Origin of the sequence: Haloferax sp. Atlit-109R (assembly GCF_003665865.1) — an archaeon.
GTDB lineage: Archaea > Halobacteriota > Halobacteria > Halobacteriales > Haloferacaceae > Haloferax > Haloferax volcanii.
Genome location: NZ_QPLO01000001.1, coordinates 468637 through 494242 on the forward strand (window position 1 = coordinate 468637; position 25606 = coordinate 494242).

Genomic DNA, 25606 nt, shown 5'->3' on the forward strand with positions numbered 1-25606 from the left:
AAGAAGCGCCAGGAGAGGGATTTGAACCTCGGTCGCTCCGCTCACTCCGTTCGCTTCGCTCCCTAATTCAATTCCCTCTCGGGAACGCTTCACGAAAACTGCCACCGCGATGCGCCGAGACGCATCGCTCGGAGTGTAGTTTTCAGAGAAGCGCCAGGAGAGGGATTTGAACCCCCGATCCCAGAGGGAACACGCTTTCCAGGCGTGCGCCTTACCGCTCGGCCATCCTGGCTTACAACGCAACGTTCCCGCCTGGATAATTTAAGCCCTTCCTTTCCGTTCGAGTCGCGGTTCGATGACGTATGTCACAGACGCGACCGCGACGCCGGACGCGACCGCCACCGCGGCGACTGCCCCGAACGACGCGTCGATGCCGAGTCCGAGGAGGACCGCGCCCTGCGCGAGGACGCCCACGAGGAGGAGGCTCGCTGCGCCCCACGCCAGCGCGGACCGGACGCGGCGGGCCACGTTACTCCTCGTCGACGACGGCGACGGCCTCGATTTCGACGCCGACGCCCTTCGGCAGGTTGCCGACCTCGACCGCCGAGCGGGCCGGCGGCTCCTCGTCGAAGTAGGTCGCGTACGTCTCGTTCATCTCGTCGAAGTCGTCGATGTCGGCGAGGAACACCGTCGTCTTCAGCACGTCGGTCGCGTCCGCGCCGGCCTCCGCGAGGATGGCCATCACGTTGTCGAGCGACTGCGTCGTCTGCGTCGCGATGTCCTCGTCGTCGAGGAGTTCGCCGTCCGGCGTCAGCGGAATCTGTCCCGCCGTGTAGAGCAGCGAGCCGTTGGTCGTCGCCTGACTGTACGCGCCGACCGCGGCCGGCGCTTCGTCGGTTTCGATGACGCGCTTCATACGCGGTGGATTTCGCCACGACGTGATAAAATAGGGTGGAACGTCCGGGTCCGCGGCGGGACCTCCCCGCCGCGGTCCGTCGGGTTACACCGACTTGCCGGAGAGGCTGATGCCGGTCGTGAGCACGCCCGAGGCGAACAACAGCCCCATCCCGAGGGCGGTGACCACGTCGCCGTCTCGGAGCGCGAACCCCGCGACGGCGACGCTGACGACGACCAGTCCGAGGCCGAGGAGAGTCAGCGGTTTAGTGAGCGATTCGGCGGTGGGTTCGGTGTTGGGGAGCGTAGCCATGGGTGGATTGGTTGGTAGTGGGTGGTGGATTGCAGTCGGTCAGGAGTACGATTCTCCGGTCTCGATGGGCCCGCTGAACGTCGAGTAGAGGATGCCGAAGTAGGTGAACACGAGCGGCAGGAGGAGCGCCGACGCGACGCTCATGATGTTCAGCGGGAGCACGGAGATGATGGCGTCCGCGACGGTCAGCCCGGTCGCGGGGTCGGCCAGGGGGAACATGAGCGTCGCCACGAGCGCGACGAACGCGAACACGAGCACCGGCACGGCCCCGAACGCGAGCGTGTAGCGCCCCTCGCGGAGCGCGAGCAGATAGCCCGCGGCGGCGGCGAGGCTGACGACGACGAGCGCCAGCGGCACCGGCGCGAGAACGCCGAGGTCGGGGCGGACGGCGACGAGGTAGCCGAGCGTGACGACGACGAGCGCGAGGTAGGCGGCCATCGCCCGCGGGCCGTAGTCGGCCACGTCGCGCTGGAGGCTCCCGCGGGTCTTCATGGCGAGGAAGCCGACGCCGGCGACGACGGTGAGCGCGACGACGGCGAGGCCGACGACGACGCCGGGCAGCGACAGGAGCGACTCGACGCCGAGGAGCCAGTGGGCGGCGAACACGCCGAGGAAGAAGGGCGCGCTCACGCTGCCGACGACGAACGCCCGGCCCCACCACGTCTGCCACGCCTCGTCGTGGCGCTGTTCGTACATCTCGGGGGCGAGTCCGCGGAGGATGAGCGCCCCGAGGATGGCGAACATGAGCAGGTAGTGGCGGCTGAAGAGGTTCGCGTACACCGCCGGGAACGCGGCGAACAGCGCACCGCCGAAGACGACGAGCCACACCTCGTTGCCGTCCCAGAAGGGGCCGATGGCGGCCAGAAGCGTCTCGCGTTCCTCGTCGTCGTCGCGGGTCGCGAAGATGGCCCCGACGCCGAAGTCGAAGCCGTCGAGGAACAGGAACATCCCGAGGATGAAGAAGACGAGCCCGAACCACAGCTCCTGCAACGGCAGGCCGAAAAGCGGGTCGGTGGCGAACGCGCCGTAGTCAGTCATCGCCGGTCACCCCCGCGGGCGCGGCGGCCTCCGCACCCGCCTCGGTCTCGTCGACGCTCGGCGGTCCCTCGCGGATGATGCGGCGAATCACGTAGGTGTAGAGCGCGAGCAGGCCGGTGTACACGACGGCGAAGCCGACGAGCGTGAGCGTCGCCTCGAAGCTCGTGAGCCCCGGCGAGACGCCCTCGCTCGTCCGGAGGACGCCCTGGATGACCCACGGCTGTCGGCCCACCTCGGTGACGATCCAGCCGACCTCGACGGCGAAGATGCCGAGGAGCGACGACCCGACGAACGCCTTGTGCAACAGGTCGTCCTCGTACAACTCGTCGGCCCACCAGCGGTAGCCCGCCCAGAACGCCAACAGGATGAACCAGAACCCCGCGGCGACCATGAGCCGGAACGACCAGAAGACGATTGCGACCGGCGGGGCCTCCGTGTCGAACTCGTTCAGGCCGGTGATTTCGGCCTGCGGGTCGCCGCCGCTGGCCAGCCACGAGGCCCCGCCGGGGATGCCGATGCCGAACAGCTCTTTCGCGCGCGGGTCGGTGATACCGTCGAGGCTCGTCGGGATGGCGAAGATGTACTCGGGGACGTAGCTGTCGGTCTCCCAGACGGCCTCCATGGCGGCGAACTTCTGCGGCTGGGTCTCGTAGACGTGCCGACCGTAGGCGTCGCCGTGAATCGCCTGAAACGGCGCGGTCACGAGCAGGACGACGAGCGCGATTTTGAGCGTCTTCCGCCAGAAGCGCGCGCCCTCGCGGTCGTCGTCGGCGCTGATGCCGCGCTGCCAGACGTGGTACGCCGCGACGCCGGCCATGAACAGCGCGACCGACAGCACCGCGGCGTTCTGCATGTGGACGAACATCCACGGGAACCGCGGGTTGGCGTACGCCGCGATGGGGTCGACGAGCGAGACGACGAGCTGGCCGCTCTCGCGCGCGAGTTCGTACCCCCGCGGCGTCTGCATCCACGAGTTGGCGACGAGAATCCACACCGCCGAGAGCCACGTCCCGAGACCGACGGCGACGGCGGACACCATGTACAGGGCGTCGGAGACCTTCTCGCGGCCGAAGACGAACACCCCGAGGAACGTCGCTTCGAGCATGAACGCCATCATCCCCTCGGTCGCCAGCGGGCCGCCGAACAGCTCGCCGGCCGCCGTCGAGAACGCCGCGAAGTTCGTCCCGAACTCGAATTCGAGGACGATGCCGGTCACGGTGCCGACGACGAACGAGACGGCGAAAATCTTGGTCCAGAATCGCCTGAGCTGTTCGTACACCGGGTCGTCGGTGCGGATGTCCTTCCACGTGAAGTAGATGAGGAAGGGCGCGAGGCCCATGCTCATCACGGGGAAGATGATGTGGACGATGGTCGTGAGCGCGAACTGCAGCCGACTGGCGATGACTGGGTCGAGCATGGTTGGGGTGCGGGGTCGCTGACGACGGGGCGAACCGGGGCGCGGGGGATGGGGCTTCCCTCTTAAACGCCTTCGTATTGGGGGAGGGTCAATCCCTGCATGCTTCCCACGAAGTGAAAATCATCGTAGACGGTGTCTCCCGCCCGAATTCGACATAATCGACCGGGTAAAAAGGCGGGCGTTCGTCGGAACTCGACGGGCCAGAAACGCGCTCACACGCTCGCAACGCGCCCGTCTCGGGCGGATTCCGGTCGCCAACGCACCGACGCGCCGCCTCAACCGCCCCGACCGCCCGACTGCCCGACCGCCTCGACTGTCCCGACCGTCCCGACCGACAAGCATACGCCGGAACCGTTCGGATGTAGCACATGACTCTCCTGTGGCAGGCTGTCCACGTCGGAATCGCGGTTCTCGGCGTCGCGTACCTCGCGTTCCCCGCGCGAATCCACGCGTTCGGGTTCGAGTTCCTCCGGCGCTCGCCCTCGGAGGAGTCCGGAGCGTCCGACGCTCCCGTCTGGCTCTATCGGGGCATCGGGGCGCTCCTCGTGTTCATCGGGGCTACCGGCCTCGTCTGAGCGCCGGTTTCGAATACGGGGCCCGGCCGCTCCTGTCGACGCGGTCAGTCGAGGACTTCCACGTCGTAGCCCGCGTCGCGGAGCTCTTCGAGGAGCGACTCGACGTGGTCGGGACCGCGCATTTCGAGGTCGATTTCGACCTCGGTCGCGTTCAGCGCGATTTTCCGAGAGGTGCGGTCGTGCCTGACGGCGTAGATGTTCGCCTTCTCCGCGGCGATGATTTCGATGAGCTGTTCGAGCGAGCCGGGGCGGTCCTTCAGTTCGGTCCGAATCTTGAGGTACCGGCCCGTCTCGACGAGGCCGCGCATCACCACGGTCGTCAGCGTATTCATGTCGATGTTGCCGCCGCACAGCGCGGGGACGACGACCTCGCCCTCCTCGTAGTCGAACTTCTGGAAGACGAGCGCCGCGAGGGCGACGGCCCCCGCGCCCTCGACCAGCGTCTTCGAGCGTTCGAGCAGGTAGGTCAGCGCCACGGCGATTTCCTCGTCGGAGACGGTGACGACCTCGTCCACGCGCTCGCGGATGACCTCGAACGGTTTGTCGCCGATTCTGCGGACGGCGATGCCGTCGGCGATGGTGTCCACCTCGTCGATGGTCTGAATCGACCCCTTGTTCAGCGAGTCCGCGGCGCTGGAGGCCTGTTCGGCCTGCACGCCGATGACGCGGGCGTCGGGGAACTGCGCTTTGATGGCCGTCGAGATGCCGGAGATGAGGCCGCCGCCGCCGATGGGGACGACCACGGTGTCGAGGTCGGGGCAGTCCTCCGCGATTTCGAGGCCGATGGTCCCCTGTCCGGCCATGACGTACTCGTCGTCGAAGGCGTGGACGTAGGTCCGGCCCTCGGACTCCTCGATTTCGTGGGCCTTGGTCTGCGCCTCGTCGTAGTCGTTGCCGTAGAGCACCACGTCGCCGCCGTAGCGCTCGGTCGCTTTCACCTTGGAAATCGGCGCGTACTCCGGCATGACGATTTTCGAGTTCACGCCCGCTCGCGACGCCGCGAGCGCGACGCCCTGCGCGTGGTTGCCGGCGCTCGCGGTCACGACGCCGGCGGCTTTCTCCTCGTCGGAGAGCGTCGTGATGCGGTTCGTCGCGCCGCGAATCTTGAACGACCCCGTGCGCTGGGAGTTTTCGAGTTTCAGGTACACCTCGGCACCCGTCATCTCCGAGAAGGTGTGGGAGTACTCCAGCGGTGTCCGTCGGGCGACCGCTTCGACGCGCTCGCGGGCGGCGCGTACGTCGTCAAGCGTGAGCATGGTCGGAAATCACCCGTGTCCGCGTTTAATCGTTCGGGAATGTATCGGTATCAGGGGCGTGATGTCAACCCTCATGGTCGTCGGTTGAGGACTCCGTTTCGCACCCGCCGACGGACGCCGTCGCGGTCGCTCGCCGGTCGGTGAAAGGGGAAAGGGGGAATGCACGCGTGTGACGTGCAACTGTCTTTCTGGTCCCCGCACATATAAACGTCCCCCACCCGGAGTGAAAGTGAAATCGGGGGACTGCGGCGACCCGACGCTCGCGTATGACACTCGTCATTCGCGCGTCGCATCGAGCGCGGTCGGCCGGTCGCCGCTTCCGGTACCGTCAACTGCGCGAGGGCCGTGGCCTCGGCATGAACCTCGGTCGCCTCCGGCGGGTCTGGAAGCGCATCTTCTCGCTCGCGTGGCCGGTGATGGCCGAGCAGACCGCCCAGACGGCGATGCGGACCGTCGACGTGGCCGTCACCGCGGCGCTCTCTCCCGCCGCGGTCGTCGCTATCGGCCTCGCCGACCTCTACGCCCGGTTCCCGCTCCGCATCGGTCTCGGCCTCGGCGGCGGCGCGATTGCGCTCTCCAGTCAGGACACGGGCAGCGGCGCGGACGCCAACCGGAGCGAGGCCATCTCGACGGCGCTCCTCCTCGCGTTCCTCGCGGGGATTCCGTTCCTGATTTTCGGCTTCACGCTCGGCGGCGCGGCCATCGACGCGTTCCCGGCGAGCGAGCGGGCCGTCGCCTTGGGCACGACGTATCTCGCGGTCATCTTCGCCACCTCGCCCGCGCGGTTGGTCTCGCTCGTCGGCTCGCGGTCGCTGCAAGGCGTCGGCGACACGCGGACGCCGATGCTGGTCAACGTCTTCGCCAACGTCGTCAACATCGGGCTGTCGGTCGGTCTCGGCTTCGGCCTCGTCGGCCTGCCGGCGCTCGGCGTGCTGGGCGTGGGGCTCGCCACTTCGACCGCAAACGTCCTCTCGGCGGGACTGCTTCTGGTCGCGCTCGCCCGCCCCGCGTCACCGACCTCGCTGGTCCGCCCCCGCGACCGGACGGTCGCCGGCCAACTCGTCCGTATCGCCACCCCGCGGGTCGGCGAGGGCATCGCCGCCGAACTCGCGGAGTTCCCGTTCAACGCCCTGCTCCTCGGCTTCGGTGACGCCGTCAACGCCGGCTTCCAAATCGGCCGCCGGGTTTACCAGCAGGTCGCAAGCCCGCTGGCGCGCGGCTACAACGTCGCCGCCAGCGTCCTCGTCGGGCAGGCGCTCGGCGCGGGCGACAGCGAGACCGCGCGGTATCAGGGCGGCGCGGTGGCGCTGCTTTCGGTCGTCACGGTCGGCGGCATCGGGCTCCTGCTCGCGGCGTTCACCGAACCCATCGTCGGCCTCGTCGGCTCCGGCGGCGGCACGGACCTCGACTGGGCCGTGAAGTTCGCCGTCGCTTACGGTCTCGCCGCACCGGGGCTGGCGCTGTTCGTCGGCCTCTCCGGGTCGTTGCAGGGCGCGGGCGCGACGCGGATTCCCTTCGTCGCCCGGCTGACCGGGGTGTTCGGCTTCTTCGTCGGCCTGTCGTACCTGCTCGTCGAGGGGTTCGGCTACGGCCCGCTCGGCGCGCGAATCGGCATCGTCCTGTCGTTCACGTGGATGGGGCTGTTCGCGCTCGTCGCGTTCTCCTACGCCGACTGGGCGGGCCACGCCGACTCGCTCATGGTCGAACGCGGGAGCGTCGGCGTCGACGACGTGGGCGAAGACGACTGAGGGCGGCGCGTGCGGCGGACGGCGAACGCGGGAGCGGGAGGCGGAGGGTGAAGGGAACGACGCGTCGCTCCGGGGGCAGCAGACGGAAAAAGTCGCGTGCGGTTCGTCGCCTATCGCTCGTCGACCGGCGTGAAGTCGAGGTCTTTCTCGCCGGTGTAGCGGGCGCGGGGGCGGATGAGGCGGTTGTCCTCGTACTGTTCGAGGACGTGCGCAATCCAACCGCCGACCCGCGAGACGGCGAAGATGGGAGTGTAGAGGTCGATGGGGATGCCCATCTGGTAGTACGTCGACGCGGAGTAGAAGTCCACGTTCGGCGCGAGACCCTTCTCCTCGCCGATGTACTCCTCGATGGCGACCGACATCTCGTACCACTTCATGTCGCCGGCGGCCTCGCCGAGCGCCTCGGACTTCGCGCCGAGAATCTTCGCGCGGGGGTCCTTGACGTTGTAGACGCGGTGGCCGAACCCGGCGACGCGCTCGCCGCGGTCGAGGGCGTCTTTGACCCACTCGGTCGGGTCCATGTCGCTGTCGTCGACGTCCTTCAGCATCCGCATGACGTTCGCGTTCGCGCCGCCGTGGAGCGACCCCGAGAGCGTCCCGATGGCCGACGTGACCGCACTGTACAGGTCCGAGAGCGTCGACGAGGTGACCATCGCGGAGAACGTCGAGGCGTTCAGGCCGTGGTCGGCGTGGAGCACGAGCGCCATGTCGAACGTCTCGGCGAGCACCTCGTTCGGCTCCTCGCCGTTGAGCATGTAGAGGAAGTTCGCCGCGTGATTCAGGCTCTCGTCGGGTTCGACGTAGTCGTCGCCGCGGCGGAAACGAGCGTAGGCCGCGAGCACCGACGGCATCTTCGCCGTGATGCGCTTTGCCTTTTCGAGGTTGACCTCGCGGTCGGTCACGTCCTCGAAGTCGGCGCTTTCGTCGTACGCCGACATCGACGAGACGAGCGTTCGGAGCGCCGCCATCGGCGACTCGTCCTGTTCAGCGAGTCCGCGTGTCACGTCGAGCACGCCGTCGTCGAGCCCGCGGTGAGCCGCGAGTTCGTCGCCGAACGCGTCGAGTTCCTCGCTCGTCGGAAGCTCCCCGTGCCACAGGAGATAGAGCACTTCCTCGTAGCTTGCGTCCCGTGCGAGGTCTTCGATATCGTACCCGCAGTAAACGAGTTGTCCCGCGTCGCCGTCGATGAAACTGAGTTTCGATTCGGCGACCAGCACACCTTCCAGCCCCCGCTTCAGTTCGCCTGACATACCCAGAACGTTGCCTACCATATCAAAAAAGCGTTATCGTTTTCACTCATCTGTTACCGACCGCCATACACATACAGTGGCAGCCCCGTCTGTCGGTTTCGCGGATAGTCGGTGTCTAAAATAGTGTTCGACGATTGTCGTTATTCTCGGGGCACTTATACGGAGTCCCCCCGACGGGTCGCGCGCGCCGCTCGGGCGACCTGCAAACTCATATCCCCCGACGGCGTAGTTCTCTCGAACCACGGTGGCACCATTACTCCTGGCAAGCCTTTTGCCGTCCCGTCGTGAAGGCGGGCGCATGAATCCGGAGGACATCGAGTACGAGCCTGTCAGCGTCAAGGCCGTCCTCGCCGAGATGAAAGACACCGCGGAGTTACTCATCGACCTCTCGTACTCCGCCGTCCTCCACGCCAACGACGACCTCGCGGCCGAGGTCCTCGACCTCGAAGAGCGGATGGACATCCTCCAACTTCAGGCGCGCATGAGCCTGATGATGGCCGCCCGCAGCCCCGAGGACGCGGAGGAACTCGCGCCCGTCCTCGGCGTCGTCGGCGCGGCCGAGAAGATTTCGGACGCCGCGGGCGACATCGCCAAGGTCGTCATCGAGGACATCGGCCTCCCGGACGCCATCCGCGCGGCGCTCCCCGAGGCCGTCGAGACGACGATTCGGTGCGAACTCACCGACGAGTCGCCGTACGCGGGCCGCGCGCTCGGTGACATCAACATGGAGACCGAGACGGGCGTCCGCGTCGTCGCCATCCACCGCGCCGGCGAGTGGGTGACCAACCCCGACCACGAGACGACGCTCCGCGCCGGCGACGTGCTCCTCCTCCGCGGCCGCGACGACGGCCTCCACACCGTCCACGAGGCCGCCACCGGCCTCCGGTACGACCCGCCGGACGTGCCCGAACCGACCATCGAGGACCTCGAACGCGCCGTCGACTCCATCGTCCTGATGAAGGACATGAGCGAACTCGCCGTCGACCTCGCCTACGGCGCGGTGCTGTTCGACAGCGAGGGCGTCGCCGAGGAGGTCGAGGAACTCGAAGCCGAGGTGGACGCGCTCAAGTCCCGGTTCGAGGCGTGGACGCTCCGCGCGGCGAGTCGCGTCGAAGACCCAGTGTCGCTCCGCGGACTCGTCCAACTCGCGGGCGCGACGGAGATGATTTCCGACGCCGCGCTCGAAATCGCCGAGGGCGTCCTCCGCGGCATCGACGCCCACCCGGTCGTCGCCGCCGCGGTCAAGGAGTCCGACGAGGTCATCATCCGCCTGCGGGTCGCCCCCACAAGCGACCTCGCGGAGGCGACCCTCGGGGACCGGCGCGTCAAGTCCGAGACGGGGATGCGCGTCATCGCGGTCCGCCGGGCCGGCGGCCGCGAGTGGGTCGTCTCGCCGGGGTCGGAAACGCGGCTCCACGGCGGCGACCTCATCATCGCCAAGGGCACCCGCGCCGGCGCGGAGCGACTGGGCGAACTCGTCGGCGACGAACGCGAGTTCGACGAGTAGGCCGACCCCGACCTGATCCATCCCGGAACCGAACTGCCGAAACCCCCGAATCAGAGCGTTTTACTCAGTCGATACGCCGAGACGAGCGTCAGCACCGTCGCGACGAGCAGCGCCGTCGCGGAGGCGAGGACGAACGCGAGGAGAAGAAACCAGCCCTCGGGGCCGAGTATCGGGTACTCGCGGGTGCCGGCAAAGGGGCCGAACAGTTCGAGCACCCGAAACAGGTAGGCGACGACGGCCAAGGCGAGACCGACGGCCGCCCCGATAGCGGCGTTTCGCGGCACGTCCAGCGCCTGTACCAGTCCCCCCGTCGGCGGCCGTTCGGGAACGTCGTCTGTCACGGTCGGCGGTTGCGGCCGCGAGACCATAGCGGCAACGCTTTCCTCGGGGCCTCAGCGGACCGAACCCCTAAAGGGAGGCGGGTCCGAGGTTGGCGGTATGATTACCTTGGGAACGGCGAGCGCGGCCCTCGGGGAGATGGACGTGGGCCGCCTCGAAGTCGGCGAGTCCCGTGACGGCGGGAGCGTCGGTCTGCCCGTCGCCGTCATCAACGGCGCGTCGTCGGGCAAGACGCTCTACATGCAGGCGGCGTCGGACGGAGACGAACTCAACGGCGTCGGCGTCATCCAGCGGGTCGTCCCGCAGCTCGACCCCGCGGATATCTCCGGGGCGATTCTCGTCGTCGGCATCGTCAACTACCACGCGTTTCAGGTCGCACAACACCGCAATCCGATAGACGACACGAAGATGAACCGGGCGTACCCCGGCGACGAGCGCGGCACCTCCTCGGAGCGCATCGCGGCCGCGACGTTCGCCGCCGCCCGCGACGCCGACCTCATCGTCGACCTCCATCAGGGCTCGACGAGCCGGATGATAGACGAGGTCCGCGTCCGCTGCGGCCGCCACCACCGGATGCACGCGAAATGTCTCCGGCTCGCCAAGACGTTCGGCTGCGGCTACGTCCTCGACCAGAAGGGTCCCGACGGCCAACTCGCCCGCGCCGGCCCCGACGCCGGGATTCCGACCATCGACCCCGAACTCGGCGGCTGCGTCGGCTGGGACGAAGAGAGCATCGAGAAGGGCGTTCGCGGCGTCCACAACGTCCTCCGCGGCTACGACTTCCTCGACGGCGACGTGGAGCTGAAAGCCCAGACCCGCGCCCGCGGCTTCGACCAGTACGGCTCGCCGGTCGGGGGCCTCGTCCGGTTCAAGCGCGACCTCGGCGAGCGCGTCTCCGCCGGCGACGTGGTGTTCGAGGTGACCGACGTGTTCGGTACGCTCAAAGCCCGCGTCACCGCCGACCACGACGGCATCTTCTGGCGGGCGCGCCGCCTCCCGCAGGTCGCCTCCGGCGAGTACGTCTGTTCCGTCGGCATCGACCTCGACACGTACTGATACCGACTCCAGTCCACCCGATTCGACCGCTTCACTCGACTCGACCACCTCACCCGATTCACCCCACTCACTTCCCATGACGACACCACCCGACCTCCCCGCTCGGCTCCGACTCGCGTGCGACAGTTGCGGCGAGACGTACGACGCCTGGCGCTGGCGCTGTGCCTGCGGCGAGCCGCTGGACTTCGCGGCCGACCCGACGCCGTCGGCAGCGACCCCCGACGACGCCGACCTCGACTACCGCGACGGCCTCTGGGCGTTCGACGATTTTCTCCCGACGGAGCCGCGCGCCAGCCTCGGCGAGGGGATGACGCCCCTCGTCGACGCCGCGGAGTGGGAGGCCTCGTTCAAACTGGAGTACGTCTTCCCTTCCGGCTCGTTCAAGGACCGCGGCGCGACGACGATGCTCTCCGTCGCGTCCGAACTCGGCGTCGAGCGCGTCGTCGAGGACTCCTCGGGCAACGCGGGGGCCGCCGTCGCGACCTACGCCGCCCGCGCCGGCATCGACGCCGAAATCTACGTGCCCGCGTCGGTCAAGCCCTCGAAGGTCCGCGCCATCGAGCGCGCCGGGGCGAAGCCGGTCCGAATCGAGGGCTCCAGACAGGCCGTGACCGACGCCTGCGTCGAGGCCGTCGAGGCCGACGACGCGTGGTACGCGAGCCACGCGTGGAACCCCGCGTTCTTCGCGGGCACGGCCACCGTCGCCTACGAAATCGCCGCCCAGCGCGACTGGTCGGTCCCCGACGCGGTCGTCACGCCGCTGGGCCACGGGACGCTCTTTCTCGGCGCGTACCGCGGCTTCCGCGCGCTCTACGAGGCGGGCTGGACCGACCGGATGCCCGAACTGTACGGCGCGCAGGCCGCCGGCTACTCGCCCATCGCCGACGCCCGTCACCACACGGCCGACGAGACCAACGACGTGGCCGACGGCATCCAGATTCTCGACCCCGTCCGCGAGGCCGAGATTCACGAGGCGCTCGACGCCACCGGCGGCGACGCCATCGCCCTGTCGGCCGACGCGGTCGAAGACGAACTCGACCGGCTCCACCGCCACGGCTTCTACACGGAGCCGACCTGCGCCGTCGCGCCCGCGGCGCTCCGCGAACTGCGTCTCTCGGGCGTCCTCGACCGCGACGCCGACGTGGTCGTGCCGCTCACCGGGAGCGGTCTCAAATCGTGAGCCGGCTCAGAACACAGCTACCGTAGCGCTCTCCACGACCGGAGCCAGTCGACCAACGACCAGCCGCGTCCCGCGTTTTCGACGCCGGCTCTCGCTTCGGCTCCCGCGTTGCGGTCGCCCGCTCGGGCTTCGAGGTCGCGTCGCCGCTCGCGCTCCGCGTCGAGTTCGTCGCGGAGTCGCTCGTTTTCGTCGACGACCTCGTCGAGCCGCGCCCGGAGTTCGTCGAGGCGGTCGAACCCCCCGCGACCGTCGCCCGGTGACGCGCCGGGTGAGGCCGGCGGCCGTCGCGCCGGGTCGGTCACCGCGTCGTCGTCGCGCCGATTCCGGTTCGGGTGTCGGTGTCGGTCCCGGTGTCGGTCCCGGTGTCGGTCGTCGTCCGATTGCGTCGCTGACCGCCGCACCGCGCTCGACCAACCGGACGGGTCGTAGAACTCGCTGGTCTCCCGAATCGCTCGCCGGACCGTCCTCGCGCCGTAGGTCGAGCCGTCGGCGTGGACGACTTCGTCCCACGTCGGCCGAAAGAGTCCGGAGTCCCGAAACAGGCGGCACATCTGTCGCGCGTCGCCGGCGGTCCAGAACGCGAGCATCGAACACAGCGCCGCGTCAGCCTCGTCGCGGTCGTCGTAGCCGCTCGCGTCACCCCGCCACAGGCGGGTGAACGCCACCCCGTTGACGGCGTTCGAGGCGCGGCGGACGACCTCGTCGTCCGTGAGGTCGTTGCCCGGGCCGCTTATCTCGTCGAGACGCGCGTCGGCGGGCGCTCGGTCCGAGTTCGGAGCGTCTGGGTTGACCGAGTCGATTGAGGCGGCCGGGGCGACGGCGTCGACCGACGGCGACGGCTCCGGGTCGGTTTCGAAGTACGCACCGTGAACCGTCGCGAGCGCGTCGCTCCGTTCTGCGACCGCCGCGGGCGCGCCGTCGGCGCAGTCGCCGGTCACGGGACGGAACCGCGTGGCGTCCGAGAGTTCGAGGCCGCCGGCTCGGGCGCTCCCTGACGGGAGCGTCCCGCGGACGATAACGCGGAACCCCGTTCCCGAGGGAGTCACTTCCGTGTAGGAGTCGAGTCGGTCGACGAGCGCCCGCGCCCACTCGTCGGTCGCGCCGGTCTCGACGTCGCGGCAGTTTTCGAGCTCGATACCGACGAACGGGTCGTCGTCGGTGAACGCGAATCCCACGCCGTCGACGCGCCCCTCCCGAGCACACGCGAGCGCCTCGTCGAATGTCGCCCACGTCGAGTCGTCAGTTGCCGATGCGGGCCCGCCGTCGGTCGTGCTTCGGGGCACAACTGTCTCCTCGCCGTCGCACAGCTGCGTTCGCCACCCGACCCAGTTGGCCCGTTCGAGCAGGTCGTCCGGGAGCTGTTCCCGCGTCGGGAGTGGTGGCGTCATCGCTACTTCCGGTCTCTGGAGCGATGCAAAAGCTGTTTCCCGCAAGATATCAGATTTGATAGTCAGTTCCCGGTCTCGCCGCACTCGTCGGTCCGGCCGGGTCCGAGTGACGAGTCGAAGAAACGCTTACTGCGCGCGGGGTTTGCCCGCGGATTCGGTCTCGGTCGCCGTCGCGCCCTCGTAGGTGTCGACGCCCAGCAGGTCGTTGAGCGGGCACTTCTGGGTGACCGCCGTGGTCGCGAGGACCGCCCCGACGAGGAGCGCCGCGACCGCGATGACGAGTCCGAGGGTGCCGGCCGCGATGGTCAGGAAGCCCGCGAGACTCGCCGCCCCGACGACGATGAGCACCGGTCCGAGGACGGCGCGCGTGATACGGTCGTAACCGCCGACGTTCTTCTCCATGGTTGATTCACCGATACCTAGGTACGCGCTCTGCGGCTAAATCGTAGATTGGTGATTCCCGCGCCCGGAGACGCGTGACTGTCACGCCGGCCGACACGTCGACAAAAGCTAACTCCCTCGGCCGCGTCTCCCCCGCGTATGTCCCGGCTCTCGTTCCTCCTCCCCGGCGAAGACGACACAATCGGTCGGTTTCTGACGCTCACGCTCGTCATTTACGCCGTTATCAGCGGTTTCGAAATCCTCGGCGTCCTCTGGGCGATGTGTCTCGCGATGGCGGTCTGGACGCTCGCCACCGCGATTCAAGGGTTCCGGTACGGCTACCTCGAAGGCGCGACGTAGTCGGCCAACCTGCCGCGCCCGCTTCCACCCTCCCGCGTCGTTCCGCCTCGTCTACCCGCTGCCGCCCCAGTCTATCCAGTCCTGTTCCCAGCCGTGGCCGGCGTGCCAGCCGCGACCCTCGTACTCGGGGTCCTCGCGGCGCGTCCGGTTTCTGACGATGCTTCCGGTCTGTTCGCCGTCGACGAGCAGCGGCTTGAACGACAGCGGGCCGAACGACTCGGCCACTTCGCCGTCCTCGACGGCGACGAGCGTCTGCTCGCCGACGCCCTTCGGCATGACGAGTCGGCCGCCGTCAGCGAGCTGTGCGAGGAGTCGCGCGGGCGGGCGGACCGCCGAGGCCTCGACGAGGATGCGGTCGAAGGGCGCGTAGTCGGCCAGCCCCTCCGCGCCGTCGCGGCAGTCCACGAGGACGCCGCCGTAGCCGGCGCGCTGGAGGTTCTCGCGCGCCTCGTAGACGAGCGAGCGCGTGATGTCGACCGCGTGGACGCGGGCGTCGCCGACGATTTCGGCGAGGACCGCGGCGGTGTAGCCGACGCCCGCGCCGACGACGAGCACCTCGTCGTCCGGTTGGGGGTCGAGCGCGGCGAGCAGGCGCGCGACCGTCGTCGGCGCGAGGATGGTCGTGTTCGTGTCGCGGTGCTCCGTCGGGCGGTTCTGATACGGCGAGTCGGTGACGAACTCGTGTCGCGGGACGCTGCGCATGGCGATGGAGACGGCCTCCGGGAGCGACTCCAGCGAGTGCTCCAAACCGTCGACCATGTCGTCGCGCAGCACCGAGTTGTCCATAGTCGACCTCGGAGGTCGGTCCTAATCAACCGCACGCTCGCCAACGACCGCCTGGAGGTCGGTCCCCGGCACGTCTCGAACCGTACAGCCGTCGAATCCGGCCGATTCGACCCACGAGCGAACGGTCTCCTCGTCGTGGAGGTCGCCGCGGCCGGCCGCGAGCGCGTTCACCGCCCGCCCCGCAGTCGCGTCGGTCGAACACCGGCCGTGCAGGCTATCGACGAACACCGCCGCGCCGCCCGGTTCGAGGACGTCGAACGCGCCCGCGACGAGGGCCCGCGAGTCGTCCGGGTCGCGCCCGGCGAAGGCGTCGCCGGCGAAGACCAGTTCGAACCCCGATACCGGCGGGTCGGTCGGGTCGCCCGCGACGAGGTCCACGCCGGCCCGGGAGAGGAGCGGTCGGACGACTTCCACGGTCTCCGCGTCGTCGACGAGGGTCACGTCGCGGCCGCGGGCGACGAACTCGCGGGCGAAGACGCCCGACGCGCCGCCGAGGTCGAGGACGCGCGTCGCGTCGGGAGCCGCGCGGACCGCGGCGGTCACGCAGGCCCGGACGACCGACTCCTCGGTGGCATCGTGCGCGCCGAGTCGGTTCCGAAGCCAGTCGTCCGGGAACGCGGGTGGCTCGCCGGTCGCCATCGTCTCCGGGAGGTCGGCGTAGAGCGAAAAGCGGTCCAGCGCGTGCGGGAGGCGGCCGATGGAGCGCACGTCGCGCTTGGCGAGGAAGCCGAGCGCGCGGTTGGTTATCTCGTACTCGTCGCCGACGCGCTTGATGAAGCCCATCGCGGCCAGCGCCTCGACGGTGATGCGGGCCGCACGGGGCTCGATACCGGCGGTGTCGGCCACGGCCTCGGCGGTGCCGGCGCTCGTCGTGAGCGCGTCGATGACGCCGCTCTCGCGGGCGGCCCACAGGAGCGCGAGCGATTCGACCGACGACTGCGACCGGTCGCGGGTAGGCATGGTCGAACCGACGGGCCGGGAATCAAAAGGTCGTGCGTTGGGCGGGCGGTGCCGTTCGGCGTCGGCGGGGCGGAGTGCTTCGGCGTCGGATTCGCCCTTACCAGGCCGACCACGCGGTCGAGGTCTGGTCGCGGGCGTAGACGCGTTTCGCGTCCTTCGCGTACACCATGTCGCCGGGGTGGTCGAGCTTGCCGTGGCGGTACTCGGGAGCGTCCGAGCGGACGACGAGGCCTTCGATTTCGACCTCCTCGTCGCCGAACGCCTCCGTCTCGCCGACGACGAACTCGTAGTCGCCGGGGACGTTGACGGTGACGCTCCGGGTGTCCTCGCGCTTGCCGTCCTTCGGGTGGATGGTGACGTTGACCGCGACGTTGTCGACGACGCGGGTCCAGACGGTCTTCACGTCCGCGACCGCGGCCTCGTCGGCGCGCTGTTCGGGGCCGACTTCGATGCCCGTGATGCGCACGAGCTGAATCGCTTCGGGCGTGTCGACGATGAACTCGTCGCCGACCTCGATGGTCGTGCCGACCGGCACGGGCACTCCGGTAGAGACGGAGTCGCCGTCCTGCGAGACGACGACGTTCATCTCGGTCTCGTCGGGAATCTCGACTTTCTCCTTGTGGACGTGGCTGCATTCGGTACACCGGACGGTCGAGTGACCGCCGGGCTTCAGCACCTCGTGGACGGTGGGTTCGTCGGGCGAACACGTCGGACAGGAGAGGGGGACGCGCTCGCCGGCGTCGGGTAGGCTCATACGGGTCGCTAGCCCATCAGGCCGTAAAAAGCCGCCTTTCTCCGCCTCGGCGTGGGACTCGGTGGCAGGACGCTCGCTCAACGAACGGGGCGAGCCGACCGACCGGACCGGCCGGTCACGGGCGCGGCGTGCGCCCGCTTAGGGTTGCGGCAGGTCGACTGCCTCGCCGTCGGCGTACACCGTCGGCTCGCGGATGATGCCGTCGAGGTGGAGCGGCGCGTCGGTGTCGCCGCCGATGCCGGCGTCGTCACCGATGGCGATGTGGACCGTGCCGGCGGCCTTCTCGTCGAGCAGGACGGAGCCGACGAGGTCGGTGACGCCGACGTTGGTGCCGATGCCGATTTCGGCGAGGTTGTAGGCGTCCTGCCCGACTTCCTCCGCCGCGGCCTCGACCTGCTCGCGGATGTCGTCGTCGGAAATCTCGGTGACGTAGCCGTCTTCGACTTCGAAGCGGAGTTCCCGTCCCTCGTCGAGGCGGCCGTGGGGCATCATCGTCCCGTCGACGACGTAGGTGCCCGTCGCGGACGCGGGGCTGAGGAAGATTTCGCCCGCGGGGAGGTTCGAAAACGAGCCGGCGTCCGCGATTGCGCCGGTGTCTGCGAGCCACTCGCGGTCCCCGCGGACGAACGTGACGTCCGTGCCTTTCTCGGTCGTGACGCGGAGTTCGTCGGCGCCGCCGACGGCGTCGAGCATCGCCGCGCTGTGGTCGTAGATGGCGTCGTAGTCGGCGTCGAGGCCGGTGACGAACACCTCCTCGGTGATTCCGGGAAGGGTCGCGCCGCGAGCGCCGGCGTCGCAGGCGTCGCCGCGGGCGCGGGTGTGGCTCAGGCTCTTCGTCGTCGGCGCGAGGAAGGCGTCGCAGGCCTGCATCGCGGCGGCGACCGGCGCGGGCGGCTCCTCGCCGTGTTGGTTCCCCGGGGGGTAGCGGACGATGGTCGCGTCGTCGGTCACCTCGCCTGCGACCTCGTAGAGCGCCTCGCCGATGCGCTCGCGCTTGTCGTCGGTGACGACGACGAGCGACTCGTCGGGCTGGAGGTCGAGACACTGACGGACCGCCGTCTCGCTGGCGGCGCGGAGGTCGGCGTCGGCTTCGGTCATGTGGACACCTGCGCCGCCGGCGCTGTTAGGCGTTCCCATCTGCCCCCTCGCGTTCGGTTTCCGCCCCGTCGCCCCGAATCGGGGGTTTCACTCGCCTCGGAGGTAATCGAGGGACTCACTCGCCCGAGAGTTAATTTCTAAGTATTAACCATCGAAATAACTATGGTTGGGCCCGGTCGTTTGTCTCCCATGATACGAGTGGGTGTCAACGGCTACGGCACAATCGGAAAGCGCGTCGCCGACGCGGTCCACGCGCAGCCCGACATGGAACTCATCGGCGTGGCCAAGACCCAGCCCAACTTCGAAGCGCACACCGCGGGCGAACGGGGCTACCCGATGTACGCCGCGATTCCGGAACGCTCGCCGCTGTTTTCCGAGGCCGGCGTCGACCTCGCCGGCGAGGTTGACGAACTGGTCGCCGAGGCCGACGTTATCGTCGACTGCACGCCGTCCGGCATCGGCGCGGAGAACCGCGAACTGTACGAGACGCACCACACGCCCGCCATCTTCCAAGGCGGCGAGGACGCCGACGTGGCCGACGTGAGCTTCAACGCGCGGGCCAACTTCGACGCCGCCCGCGACGCCGACTACGTCCGCGTCGTCTCCTGTAACACGACCGGCCTCTCGCGCATCATCGCGCCGCTCGAAGCCGAGTACGGCGTCGAGAAGGTTCGGGCGACGCTCGTCCGCCGCGGCGGCGACCCCGGCCAGAACTCCCGCGGGCCGATAAACGACATCCTGCCGAACCCAATCGAGATTCCGTCGCACCACGGCCCCGACGTGAAGACCATCTTCCCCGGCCTCGAAATCGACACGCTCGGGCTGAAGGTGCCGGCGACGCTGATGCACGTCCACGCGCTCAACGTCACGCTCGAAGACGACGTGACCGGCGCGCACGTCCGCCAACTGCTCGAAGGCGAGAACCGCGTCTACGTCATCCCCGAGGGGATGGGCATCGACGGCGCGGGCAAGCTCATGGACTTCGCGCTCGACGCGGGCCGCCCGCGCGGCGACATGTGGGAAAACTGCGTGTGGGGCGAGTCCATCGGCGTCAACGGCCGCGACCTCTATCTGTTCCAGGCCATCCACCAGCAGTCCGACGTGATTCCCGAGAACGTCGACGCCATCCGCGCGATGTTCGACCTCGAAGACCAACAGGACAGCATGGCGCTCACCGACCGGACGCTCGGCATCGGCATCTCCGGCGACCCTTCTGGGTTCTCTGAGCAGGCGCGCGCGGAGTTCGCCGACGACTAACGGCGAATCGTCTGCTCAGTTCGGTGCGGTGCAGTTCGGGACGGTTCGGTGCGGCCGCGGCTTTTCACCCATTCGACTCTTTGAACCCCGTAGCAGATGGTGTATTTTGACTCTGCTCAGTTAGCTTATTCCACCAGATTAGAGAGTATAAAAATCATACGGATGCCATGTATTCTGTCTACTGGTTTGTTCAGATTCTGAGATTCCAAAGGCATAGTCAAATGCAAGTCGATCTTTAATCGCAGTATATTGATCTTGATATAGTGAATCCCAGAATACTAAACAACAGAGTGTAATCGCGATAACTGCGACTCCACGACCCAAATCACCGTGAGCTACACCTCCTCGAATATGGTGTAACTTCCTAATCAGTCCATCCCCACGAATCTGGCCCGAACGGTCTCTCAGATCATTTTGATCCACCGTCTCATGGATTTGTGAAACGACAGAGGTAGATGAAGACGTATCTACGTCACCCAAGCGATTAAATTCGAGTAGAACTCGTGCTGTCTCTCTGTTTTCAGTCTCTTCAAACCAATAACGGAGGTTTTTCTGAATACGGCTTCCGCGCTCTGACATTCGATCAGATAGGTCCTCTAACACGGGAAGTCCAAATCGAGACGCAATCTGGAAAGAATACGTAGCAACCTTTTTCCAAGGGATATAGGTGATGTTTTCCAGACGCTCCTCCTTATTCGAACTAAGTAATCCAAGTTGGATGAGGAGACAAAGTTCGTGTATATCCACTTCATCAAACGGGTGTTCAACCGTCCAACCGTGCAGTTTCACAATCTCTTCTTTTGTGAAATTGCCACCTCGTTCACTGAGTTCAATATGTTTCCTCCGATTTTCTATCTCCTCTAAGAATCTTGATGCAAAAGCACCAGTACAACGCCAATATTCAAAATGTCCTGAGTCGACACGGTTGGTGTCACTCAGTAAGGTGATAGCAAGCAGATATATCGCCACCTTGCGCTGTGCATGGGGCGGAAGATCTAACCCTTCCCAAGGGTCGAGGAATCGTCCAGGTGGACCTGCCTGCGTTGGGTTATGGGTTTCTGAGATGGATGTTGATTCTCGAAACACTGTTTCAAAGGATGCCTGTGCCAATTCGGACCCATGCATCTGACTGAATCGCTCAAACCGTGAGTGGAGAAAGGCATCCCAATCAGTTGAACTACGCATAACAATCTGAAGTTCGATTAATCGTCTATTTTTGATTACGGAGATAACTGTTTAAACAGTTGGCTCATTGCCGAGTCCGAATCTCCATGCGACTGTTTCACAGGACAATCCGATAAATAATAGACGTTACACGGGCCACCCACCCGATTTGTTCCCTCACAGCGACCGCGACGCCACGTTCCCCGTGTCGAGGTCCACGACCGCGACGTGGAACGCGTCGTCAGCGCCGGGAATCGGCAGGCCGCCGGGGTTGATGTGCGTCGTCTTCCCGCGGTGTTCGACCACCCGCTCGTGGGTGTGGCCGCGCAGGACGAGGTCGTACGTCCCCGAGTCGACGAGCGCGTCCACCAGTCCGGCTTCCGTGCCGTGGTACACCGCTATCTCTTGGCCGTCGAGCGTCAGGTGCGCGAAGTCGCCGTGGTAGGTGCCGAACGACTCGACCGCCTCGCGGAGCGCCCACTCGCCGTCGTTGTTGCCGCGGACGGCGTGGAAGTCGAAGTCCGCGTCGAACGGCGCGGCCGAGAAGGGCGCGACGATGTCGCCGCAGTGGACGACCGCGTCAACGCCCTCGGATTCGAAGTGCGAGACCGCGGCTTCGACGTGGTCGAGGTTGTCGTGCGTGTCGGAGACGACGCCGAGTTTCATAGGAGCCGGTTCGGCGGCGTCGGCTATCAACGTTGGGTGACACTTTTATCCCGAGCGCCCGCTGTCGCCGGTATGTGCCATCTCGCCATCGACTCGGAGGCCGGGAAATGAGCGACGACCCAAACCGTCACGGCGACGACATTCCCGACGACGAGCCGACAGCCGCGACCGACTCGGACGGTCTCGTCCTCGAAACCGGCGACCACGGGACCGTCTTCACCGGCGCGGTGCTCGTCGGTGTGACGACGTACAGCGCGGCTCATACACTCGCAGTCCGCGCGGCCGGTTCGTTCCCGGACGGCGGGCTTCTCACTGCGGTTTTGACGCTCGGCGTCTTCGCAACTGGCGTGGGGTTACTCGTCGACGGGGCCGCCGGGCTCGTCGCAAAAAGGGACGCGGATCTCTGAGCGCGGCTTCAGTCCTGCTTCAGCGCCTCGACGCCGGCCAGCGGCGCGCCGGTCAGCGCGCGGATGTACGCGCCGCCGGCGATGGAGACGTGGCCGAAGTCGCCTTCGTCCATGCCGTACATCCCGATGGCGCGGGAGGTGTCGCCGCCGCCGACGACGGAGAAGCAGTCGGTCTCGGCGATGGCGCGGAGGACGCCGGTCGTGCCGACCGCGAAGCGCTCGTCTTCGAACAGGCCGAGCGCGCCCTTCACGAAGACGGCCTCGGAGTCGCGGATGATGGGGTCGTACTCGTCGACCGTCATCGAGCCCACGTCGAGGTACGCGCGGTCCTTCTCCGTGATGTTGGCGACCGCGATTTCGCCGCGGTCGTCGGTCTCGTCCTCGTAGGCGAGGTCGACCGCGAGTTTAATCTGGTCGCCGCGCTCGTCGAGAAGCGACTCGATGGTCTCGCGGTTCGCTTCCCACTGGTCGTCGAAGAAGTCCATGCCGTCGAGGTCGAAGCCCACGTCGTTGCCGGCCGCGCGGAGGAACAGTTCGCCGGCGATGCCGCCGAGCAGGAACTGGTCGACCTTGTCGCCGAGGTTGTTCATCACGTCGATGACGTCGGTGGCTTTCGTCCCGCCGACGACCATCGTCACCTGCCCGTCGAACTCGCGGGTGGCGATGGAGGAGTTGGCCTCGTACTCGGTCTCCATCACGCGGCCCGCGTAGGCGGGTAACACGAGCGGGAAGCCGACGAGGGAGGCGTGCGAGCGATGGGCCGCCGAGTACGCGTCGTTGACGTAGGCGTCGACGTGCTCGGCGAGCGTCCGGACGAACTCGGTGTCGGCTTTGACCTCGGGGTCCTCTTCGGGGAGTTCCTCGTCGCACATCCGCGTGTTTTCGAGGAGGAGCACGTCGCCGGCTTCGAGCGCGTCGATGGCGGCGATGGCGTCGTCGCCGTAGGTGTCAGCGACGAAGCCCACGTCGCGGTCGATGTGCGAGGCGAGGATGTCCGCGTGCTGTTCGAGCGAGACGAAGTCGTCGCCGCCGGGGCGGCCCTGATGGGCCATGAGGACGACGCGGTGGCCGGCCTCGGCGAGTTCGCGGACGGTCTCCGCGTGGCGGTCGAACCGTCGGTTGTCTTGGACCTCGCCGTCTTCGACCGGCGAATTGAGGTCGAGTCGGACGAGTACGCGCTGCTCCGGGTCGAGGTCGTCGAGGGTCTTGAACATCGGGTGGAAGAACGTGGAGGGAGTACTTAGTGGTGGGTAGCTCGCGCTGAAACCGCGGGCGATTCGCGGCGGCGTCTACTGGTGCGTGACGAAGTGGGCGACGTCGAGCATCCGGTTGGAGAAGCCGTACTCGTTGTCGTACCACGTCAGAATCTTGTAGAGGCCGCCGTCGTTGACCTGGTTGGTCGTGTTGAGGTCGACGGTGCTGGAGAACGGCAGGCCGAGGATGTCACGCGAGGTGACCTCGTCGTCCGTGTAGCCGAGGACGCCCGCGAGCGGGCCGGAGTCGGCCGCGGCGCGGAAGGCGTCGTTAATCTCCTCGACGGAGGGCTTGTCTTCGAGGCGGACGACGAGCTCGGTGAGCGAGCCGTTCGGCACGGGGACGCGAATCGCCATGCCGTCGAGCTTGCCGTCGAGCTGGGGCAGAATCTCGGTGGCCGCCTGCGCCGCGCCGGTCGTCGTCGGGACGATGTTCTCGGCGGCGGCGCGCCCGCGGCGCTGTTTCGCGTGGGGGCTGTCGATGAGGTTCTGGCTGCCCGTGTAGGCGTGGACGGTCGTCAGGAGACCGTTTTCGATGCCGAACTCCTCGTCGAGCACCTTCGCGACCGGCGTGACGGAGTTGGTCGTACAGGAGGCGTTCGAGACGATGTCCTCGCCGTCGTACTCGTCGTGGTTGACGCCGTAGACGATCTGCTTGACCGGCTCGTCGCCCTTCGGCGGCGCGGAGATGACGACCTTCTCCGCGCCCGCTTCGAGGTGTGCGGAGGCGTCCTCCTTCGTGCGGAAGATGCCCGTACATTCGAGCGCCACGTCCACGTCGAGTTCGCCCCACGGAAGCTCCGCGGGGGACTGGACGTTGTAGAGGCTCACCGAGGTGCCGCCGATGGACAGCGAGTCGCCGTCTCGCTCGACGCCGTCGAGCCGGCCCATGACGGAGTCGTACTTCGCGAGATACGCCATGTCGTCGAAGTCCATGACGTCGTTGATGGCGACCAGTTCGACCTTCGGGTTGTCGAGGACGGCACGGAAGATGTTCCGGCCGATGCGGCCGAAGCCGTTGAGTGCCACCCGCACCACGTCCGATTCATCCACGTTCTCGCCCGCGCTGAGGTAGGATTTTTCACTCATGTTCGAGTAGTATCCGTATAGATATCTCGAGCGCAGGAGTATATCTGTTTCGGTAAATCAGACTGAATCGAACGTTACCTTTCATTCACAATCACAATCTAGACAGAAACGAACATAACCGGTCAGACACGGGCGGCGATTGACACGCCCGCACGGGGGCGAGTGGTCAGGTTGTAGACGGTCGCTCGCGGCCGAATCCTGGCGATTCGCTGGCAGGTGACTGTCACAGGCAGAAACGTTTTATCCTCCGATTTCATAGCGCCCCTCATGGTCAGAGACGACCGCGACGACCCGTTCGACAACATCTTCGACGAAATCGAACGGATGATGAACGACATGACCGGAGGCGACGCCGGATTCGCCTCCGAGACCCACATCGACGTGTACGATGAGGGCTCTACACTCCGACTCGTCGCGGACCTCCCGGGCGTCGACAAAGACGCCATCGACCTCAAGTGCGACGGTGAGACGTTGACTATCAGCGCCGCCGGTGACCGCCGCGAGTACGACGAACGCATCCGCCTCCCGGCCCGCGTCGACGAACACTCCGCGTCGGCCACGTTCAACAACGGCGTCCTGCAGGTCACGTTCGACCGCGCCGAGGACTCCGCCGCCATCGACGTCGAGTAACGACTCGGCTTCGCTACGGCCCGCTCAGGACTTCTTTGCGACCCGCTCTATGAGCGCCGCCAGTCGGTCGAAAAAGTCGGCGTCGTACTTCGCGTCGTCGTCGATGGTCGGCCGGGCGTTCGTCTCCGAGACGACGACCCGCCCGTCGGATTCGAGCAGGTCGACTCCGAGATAGCGGATGCCCAGTTCGTCGGCGACCGACTCGACGAGCTCGCGGTGGCGCTTCGGGAGGGTCACCCCGACCGCCTCCGCGCCGCGGTGGACGTTGTGCTTCCAGCGCCCGCCGTCGCGCGCGCCGTCGGACAGGCGGCGCTCCACCGCGCCGACGACCTCGCCGTCGAGCACCATCGCTCGGTAGTCTCGCGCCTCCGGGAGCCACTCCTGAATCAGAAACGACTTGTCGCCGGTCGCTCGGAAGTCGTGGACGAGCCCCAGCACGTCCGCGTGGCCCGAGAGCGAGTCCGGGTCGTGGGCCTTGGCGATGCCGACGCCCCGCGTCGTCGAGTTCGGCTTGACCACGACCGGGTAGTCGAGGCCCGCCGATTCGACGGCGTCGAGCAGGTCCGACTCGTCCGCCGGGTTCGAGACGCAGACGCTCCGCGGGACCGGCAGGCCGGCGCGTTCGAGCGCCGCGATGACGCCCGCCTTGTTCCGCGAGGTGAGCACGTCCTCGCGCGTGTTCACCCACGGAACGTCGTGTCTGGCGGTGACGACGCCGCCTTCCATCGGCCGCGTGGGGTAGACGAAGCCCACGTCGAACGACTCGGCCGGCGGCGTCGAGAGGTCGAGCGCGAACTCCTTGGCGCGGAGGTGTCCCACGTCGATGCCGCGTTTTCCGAGCGGGCCGCGCATTCGCTCGAACGTCTCGCTGGAGGTGGTGACCGCCAACCGAAGCATACG

Annotated in this window: 28 protein-coding genes and 1 tRNA gene; 9 read left to right on the forward strand and 20 right to left on the reverse strand. The window is 67.2% G+C overall.

Translation table 11 applies throughout. The features are described from left to right. Positions 1–151: 151 nt before the first annotated feature. From DVK03_RS02455 to DVK03_RS02480, 6 genes are all read right to left on the reverse strand, one after another. Positions 152–232: transfer RNA gene (locus tag DVK03_RS02455), tRNA-Ser, on the reverse strand. Positions 233–261: 29 nt separating this feature from the next. Further along, positions 262–468, reverse strand: coding sequence for a hypothetical protein (locus DVK03_RS02460; RefSeq protein WP_008577134.1), 207 nt, complete (start codon positions 466–468; stop codon positions 262–264). A gap of 1 nt (position 469) precedes the next feature. After that, positions 470–856, reverse strand: a complete 387-nt coding sequence (locus tag DVK03_RS02465) for a Rid family detoxifying hydrolase (RefSeq protein WP_004044463.1) — start codon at positions 854–856, stop codon at positions 470–472. An 84-nt stretch (positions 857–940) separates the two neighbouring features. Continuing rightward, positions 941–1147 (reverse strand): hypothetical protein, encoded by a 207-nt coding sequence (locus tag DVK03_RS02470; RefSeq protein ID WP_004044462.1) that lies wholly within the window; start codon positions 1145–1147, stop codon positions 941–943. A 39-nt stretch (positions 1148–1186) separates the two neighbouring features. Beyond that, a complete protein-coding gene (locus tag DVK03_RS02475) occupies positions 1187–2185 on the reverse strand; it encodes a cytochrome d ubiquinol oxidase subunit II (protein WP_004065288.1) in 999 nt (332 codons plus the stop codon). Beyond that, on the reverse strand, positions 2178–3602 hold the full coding sequence (locus DVK03_RS02480; RefSeq protein ID WP_115802136.1) for a cytochrome ubiquinol oxidase subunit I: 1425 nt from the start codon (positions 3600–3602) through the stop codon (positions 2178–2180). Before DVK03_RS02480 ends, DVK03_RS02475 begins: the two co-directional genes overlap by 8 nt. Positions 3603–3970: 368 nt before the next feature. On the opposite strand from DVK03_RS02480, the gene DVK03_RS02485 reads away from it, so the two are divergent. Next, on the forward strand, positions 3971–4177 hold the full coding sequence (locus tag DVK03_RS02485; RefSeq protein ID WP_115802137.1) for a hypothetical protein: 207 nt from the start codon (positions 3971–3973) through the stop codon (positions 4175–4177). Between the two features lie 44 nt (positions 4178–4221). Here the strand turns inward: DVK03_RS02485 and ilvA are convergent, their stop codons facing one another. Further along, entirely contained in the window at positions 4222–5433 is a 1212-nt protein-coding gene (gene ilvA / locus DVK03_RS02490) for a threonine ammonia-lyase (protein WP_004065285.1), read from the reverse strand. Positions 5434–5789: 356 nt separating this feature from the next. Between ilvA and DVK03_RS02495 the strand changes: the two genes are divergently transcribed. Then, positions 5790–7181 carry an MATE family efflux transporter gene (locus DVK03_RS02495; RefSeq protein ID WP_004044457.1) on the forward strand — a complete coding sequence of 464 codons (1392 nt, stop codon included), beginning with the start codon at positions 5790–5792 and terminating at the stop codon, positions 7179–7181. 110 nt (positions 7182–7291) lie between these two features. On the opposite strand, the gene citZ is transcribed toward DVK03_RS02495, so the two are convergent. After that, complete coding sequence (gene citZ / locus DVK03_RS02500; RefSeq protein WP_115802138.1) at positions 7292–8431, reverse strand: citrate synthase; 1140 nt, start codon at positions 8429–8431, stop codon at positions 7292–7294. 298 nt (positions 8432–8729) lie between these two features. Between citZ and DVK03_RS02505 the strand changes: the two genes are divergently transcribed. After that, positions 8730–9938, forward strand: coding sequence for a potassium channel family protein (locus DVK03_RS02505; protein ID WP_115802139.1), 1209 nt, complete (start codon positions 8730–8732; stop codon positions 9936–9938). A 50-nt stretch (positions 9939–9988) separates the two neighbouring features. Here the strand turns inward: DVK03_RS02505 and DVK03_RS02510 are convergent, their stop codons facing one another. Then, positions 9989–10306, reverse strand: a complete 318-nt coding sequence (locus tag DVK03_RS02510; RefSeq protein WP_004044454.1) for a hypothetical protein — start codon at positions 10304–10306, stop codon at positions 9989–9991. Between the two features lie 70 nt (positions 10307–10376). On the opposite strand from DVK03_RS02510, the gene DVK03_RS02515 reads away from it, so the two are divergent. Together DVK03_RS02515 and DVK03_RS02520 are read left to right on the forward strand one after the other, a co-directional pair. Further along, positions 10377–11333 (forward strand): succinylglutamate desuccinylase/aspartoacylase family protein, encoded by a 957-nt coding sequence (locus tag DVK03_RS02515; protein ID WP_115802140.1) that lies wholly within the window; start codon positions 10377–10379, stop codon positions 11331–11333. 76 nt (positions 11334–11409) lie between these two features. After that, positions 11410–12513 carry a pyridoxal-phosphate dependent enzyme gene (locus DVK03_RS02520; protein ID WP_115802141.1) on the forward strand — a complete coding sequence of 368 codons (1104 nt, stop codon included), beginning with the start codon at positions 11410–11412 and terminating at the stop codon, positions 12511–12513. A gap of 17 nt (positions 12514–12530) precedes the next feature. Here the strand turns inward: DVK03_RS02520 and DVK03_RS02525 are convergent, their stop codons facing one another. Further along, positions 12531–13901 carry a hypothetical protein gene (locus DVK03_RS02525; RefSeq protein WP_115802142.1) on the reverse strand — a complete coding sequence of 457 codons (1371 nt, stop codon included), beginning with the start codon at positions 13899–13901 and terminating at the stop codon, positions 12531–12533. A gap of 126 nt (positions 13902–14027) precedes the next feature. Continuing rightward, positions 14028–14303 carry a DUF2892 domain-containing protein gene (locus DVK03_RS02530; protein ID WP_115802143.1) on the reverse strand — a complete coding sequence of 92 codons (276 nt, stop codon included), beginning with the start codon at positions 14301–14303 and terminating at the stop codon, positions 14028–14030. Positions 14304–14441: 138 nt separating this feature from the next. On the opposite strand from DVK03_RS02530, the gene DVK03_RS02535 reads away from it, so the two are divergent. Continuing rightward, positions 14442–14642 carry a hypothetical protein gene (locus DVK03_RS02535; RefSeq protein WP_004065277.1) on the forward strand — a complete coding sequence of 67 codons (201 nt, stop codon included), beginning with the start codon at positions 14442–14444 and terminating at the stop codon, positions 14640–14642. Positions 14643–14693: 51 nt separating this feature from the next. Here DVK03_RS02535 and DVK03_RS02540 read toward each other — a convergent pair whose 3' ends face one another. From DVK03_RS02540 to DVK03_RS02555, 4 genes are all read right to left on the reverse strand, one after another. After that, on the reverse strand, positions 14694–15428 hold the full coding sequence (locus DVK03_RS02540) for a protein-L-isoaspartate O-methyltransferase (RefSeq protein WP_004065276.1): 735 nt from the start codon (positions 15426–15428) through the stop codon (positions 14694–14696). A 21-nt stretch (positions 15429–15449) separates the two neighbouring features. Continuing rightward, positions 15450–16388, reverse strand: a complete 939-nt coding sequence (locus DVK03_RS02545; RefSeq protein WP_115802144.1) for a bifunctional 2-polyprenyl-6-hydroxyphenol methylase/3-demethylubiquinol 3-O-methyltransferase UbiG — start codon at positions 16386–16388, stop codon at positions 15450–15452. Between the two features lie 97 nt (positions 16389–16485). Then, positions 16486–17142: an HVO_0476 family zinc finger protein gene (locus tag DVK03_RS02550; protein WP_115802145.1), complete on the reverse strand. Its 657-nt coding sequence runs from the start codon at positions 17140–17142 to the stop codon at positions 16486–16488. A gap of 138 nt (positions 17143–17280) precedes the next feature. Then, the gene (locus DVK03_RS02555) at positions 17281–18240 is read right to left on the reverse strand and encodes an aminopeptidase (protein WP_115802146.1); all 960 of its coding nucleotides are present in this window, start codon (positions 18238–18240) and stop codon (positions 17281–17283) included. Between the two features lie 189 nt (positions 18241–18429). On the opposite strand from DVK03_RS02555, the gene DVK03_RS02560 reads away from it, so the two are divergent. Beyond that, complete coding sequence (locus DVK03_RS02560) at positions 18430–19497, forward strand: type II glyceraldehyde-3-phosphate dehydrogenase (RefSeq protein ID WP_115802147.1); 1068 nt, start codon at positions 18430–18432, stop codon at positions 19495–19497. A 138-nt stretch (positions 19498–19635) separates the two neighbouring features. Here the strand turns inward: DVK03_RS02560 and DVK03_RS19650 are convergent, their stop codons facing one another. Both DVK03_RS19650 and DVK03_RS02565 read right to left on the reverse strand, forming a co-directional pair. Beyond that, a complete protein-coding gene (locus tag DVK03_RS19650) occupies positions 19636–20622 on the reverse strand; it encodes a hypothetical protein (RefSeq protein ID WP_147301738.1) in 987 nt (328 codons plus the stop codon). A 216-nt stretch (positions 20623–20838) separates the two neighbouring features. After that, positions 20839–21327 carry a metallophosphoesterase gene (locus tag DVK03_RS02565; protein WP_115802148.1) on the reverse strand — a complete coding sequence of 163 codons (489 nt, stop codon included), beginning with the start codon at positions 21325–21327 and terminating at the stop codon, positions 20839–20841. Between the two features lie 107 nt (positions 21328–21434). Between DVK03_RS02565 and DVK03_RS02570 the strand changes: the two genes are divergently transcribed. Continuing rightward, positions 21435–21734, forward strand: a complete 300-nt coding sequence (locus DVK03_RS02570; RefSeq protein WP_004044442.1) for a hypothetical protein — start codon at positions 21435–21437, stop codon at positions 21732–21734. Between the two features lie 8 nt (positions 21735–21742). Here the strand turns inward: DVK03_RS02570 and DVK03_RS02575 are convergent, their stop codons facing one another. Further along, entirely contained in the window at positions 21743–22948 is a 1206-nt protein-coding gene (locus DVK03_RS02575; RefSeq protein ID WP_115802149.1) for a phosphoglycerate kinase, read from the reverse strand. A 75-nt stretch (positions 22949–23023) separates the two neighbouring features. Continuing rightward, positions 23024–24076 carry a type I glyceraldehyde-3-phosphate dehydrogenase gene (gap, locus tag DVK03_RS02580; protein WP_115802150.1) on the reverse strand — a complete coding sequence of 351 codons (1053 nt, stop codon included), beginning with the start codon at positions 24074–24076 and terminating at the stop codon, positions 23024–23026. 267 nt (positions 24077–24343) lie between these two features. On the opposite strand from gap, the gene DVK03_RS02585 reads away from it, so the two are divergent. Further along, positions 24344–24706 (forward strand): Hsp20/alpha crystallin family protein, encoded by a 363-nt coding sequence (locus DVK03_RS02585; RefSeq protein ID WP_004970480.1) that lies wholly within the window; start codon positions 24344–24346, stop codon positions 24704–24706. A 24-nt stretch (positions 24707–24730) separates the two neighbouring features. Here DVK03_RS02585 and DVK03_RS02590 read toward each other — a convergent pair whose 3' ends face one another. After that, entirely contained in the window at positions 24731–25603 is an 873-nt protein-coding gene (locus tag DVK03_RS02590; protein ID WP_115802151.1) for a RimK family alpha-L-glutamate ligase, read from the reverse strand. Positions 25604–25606 lie beyond the last annotated feature (3 nt).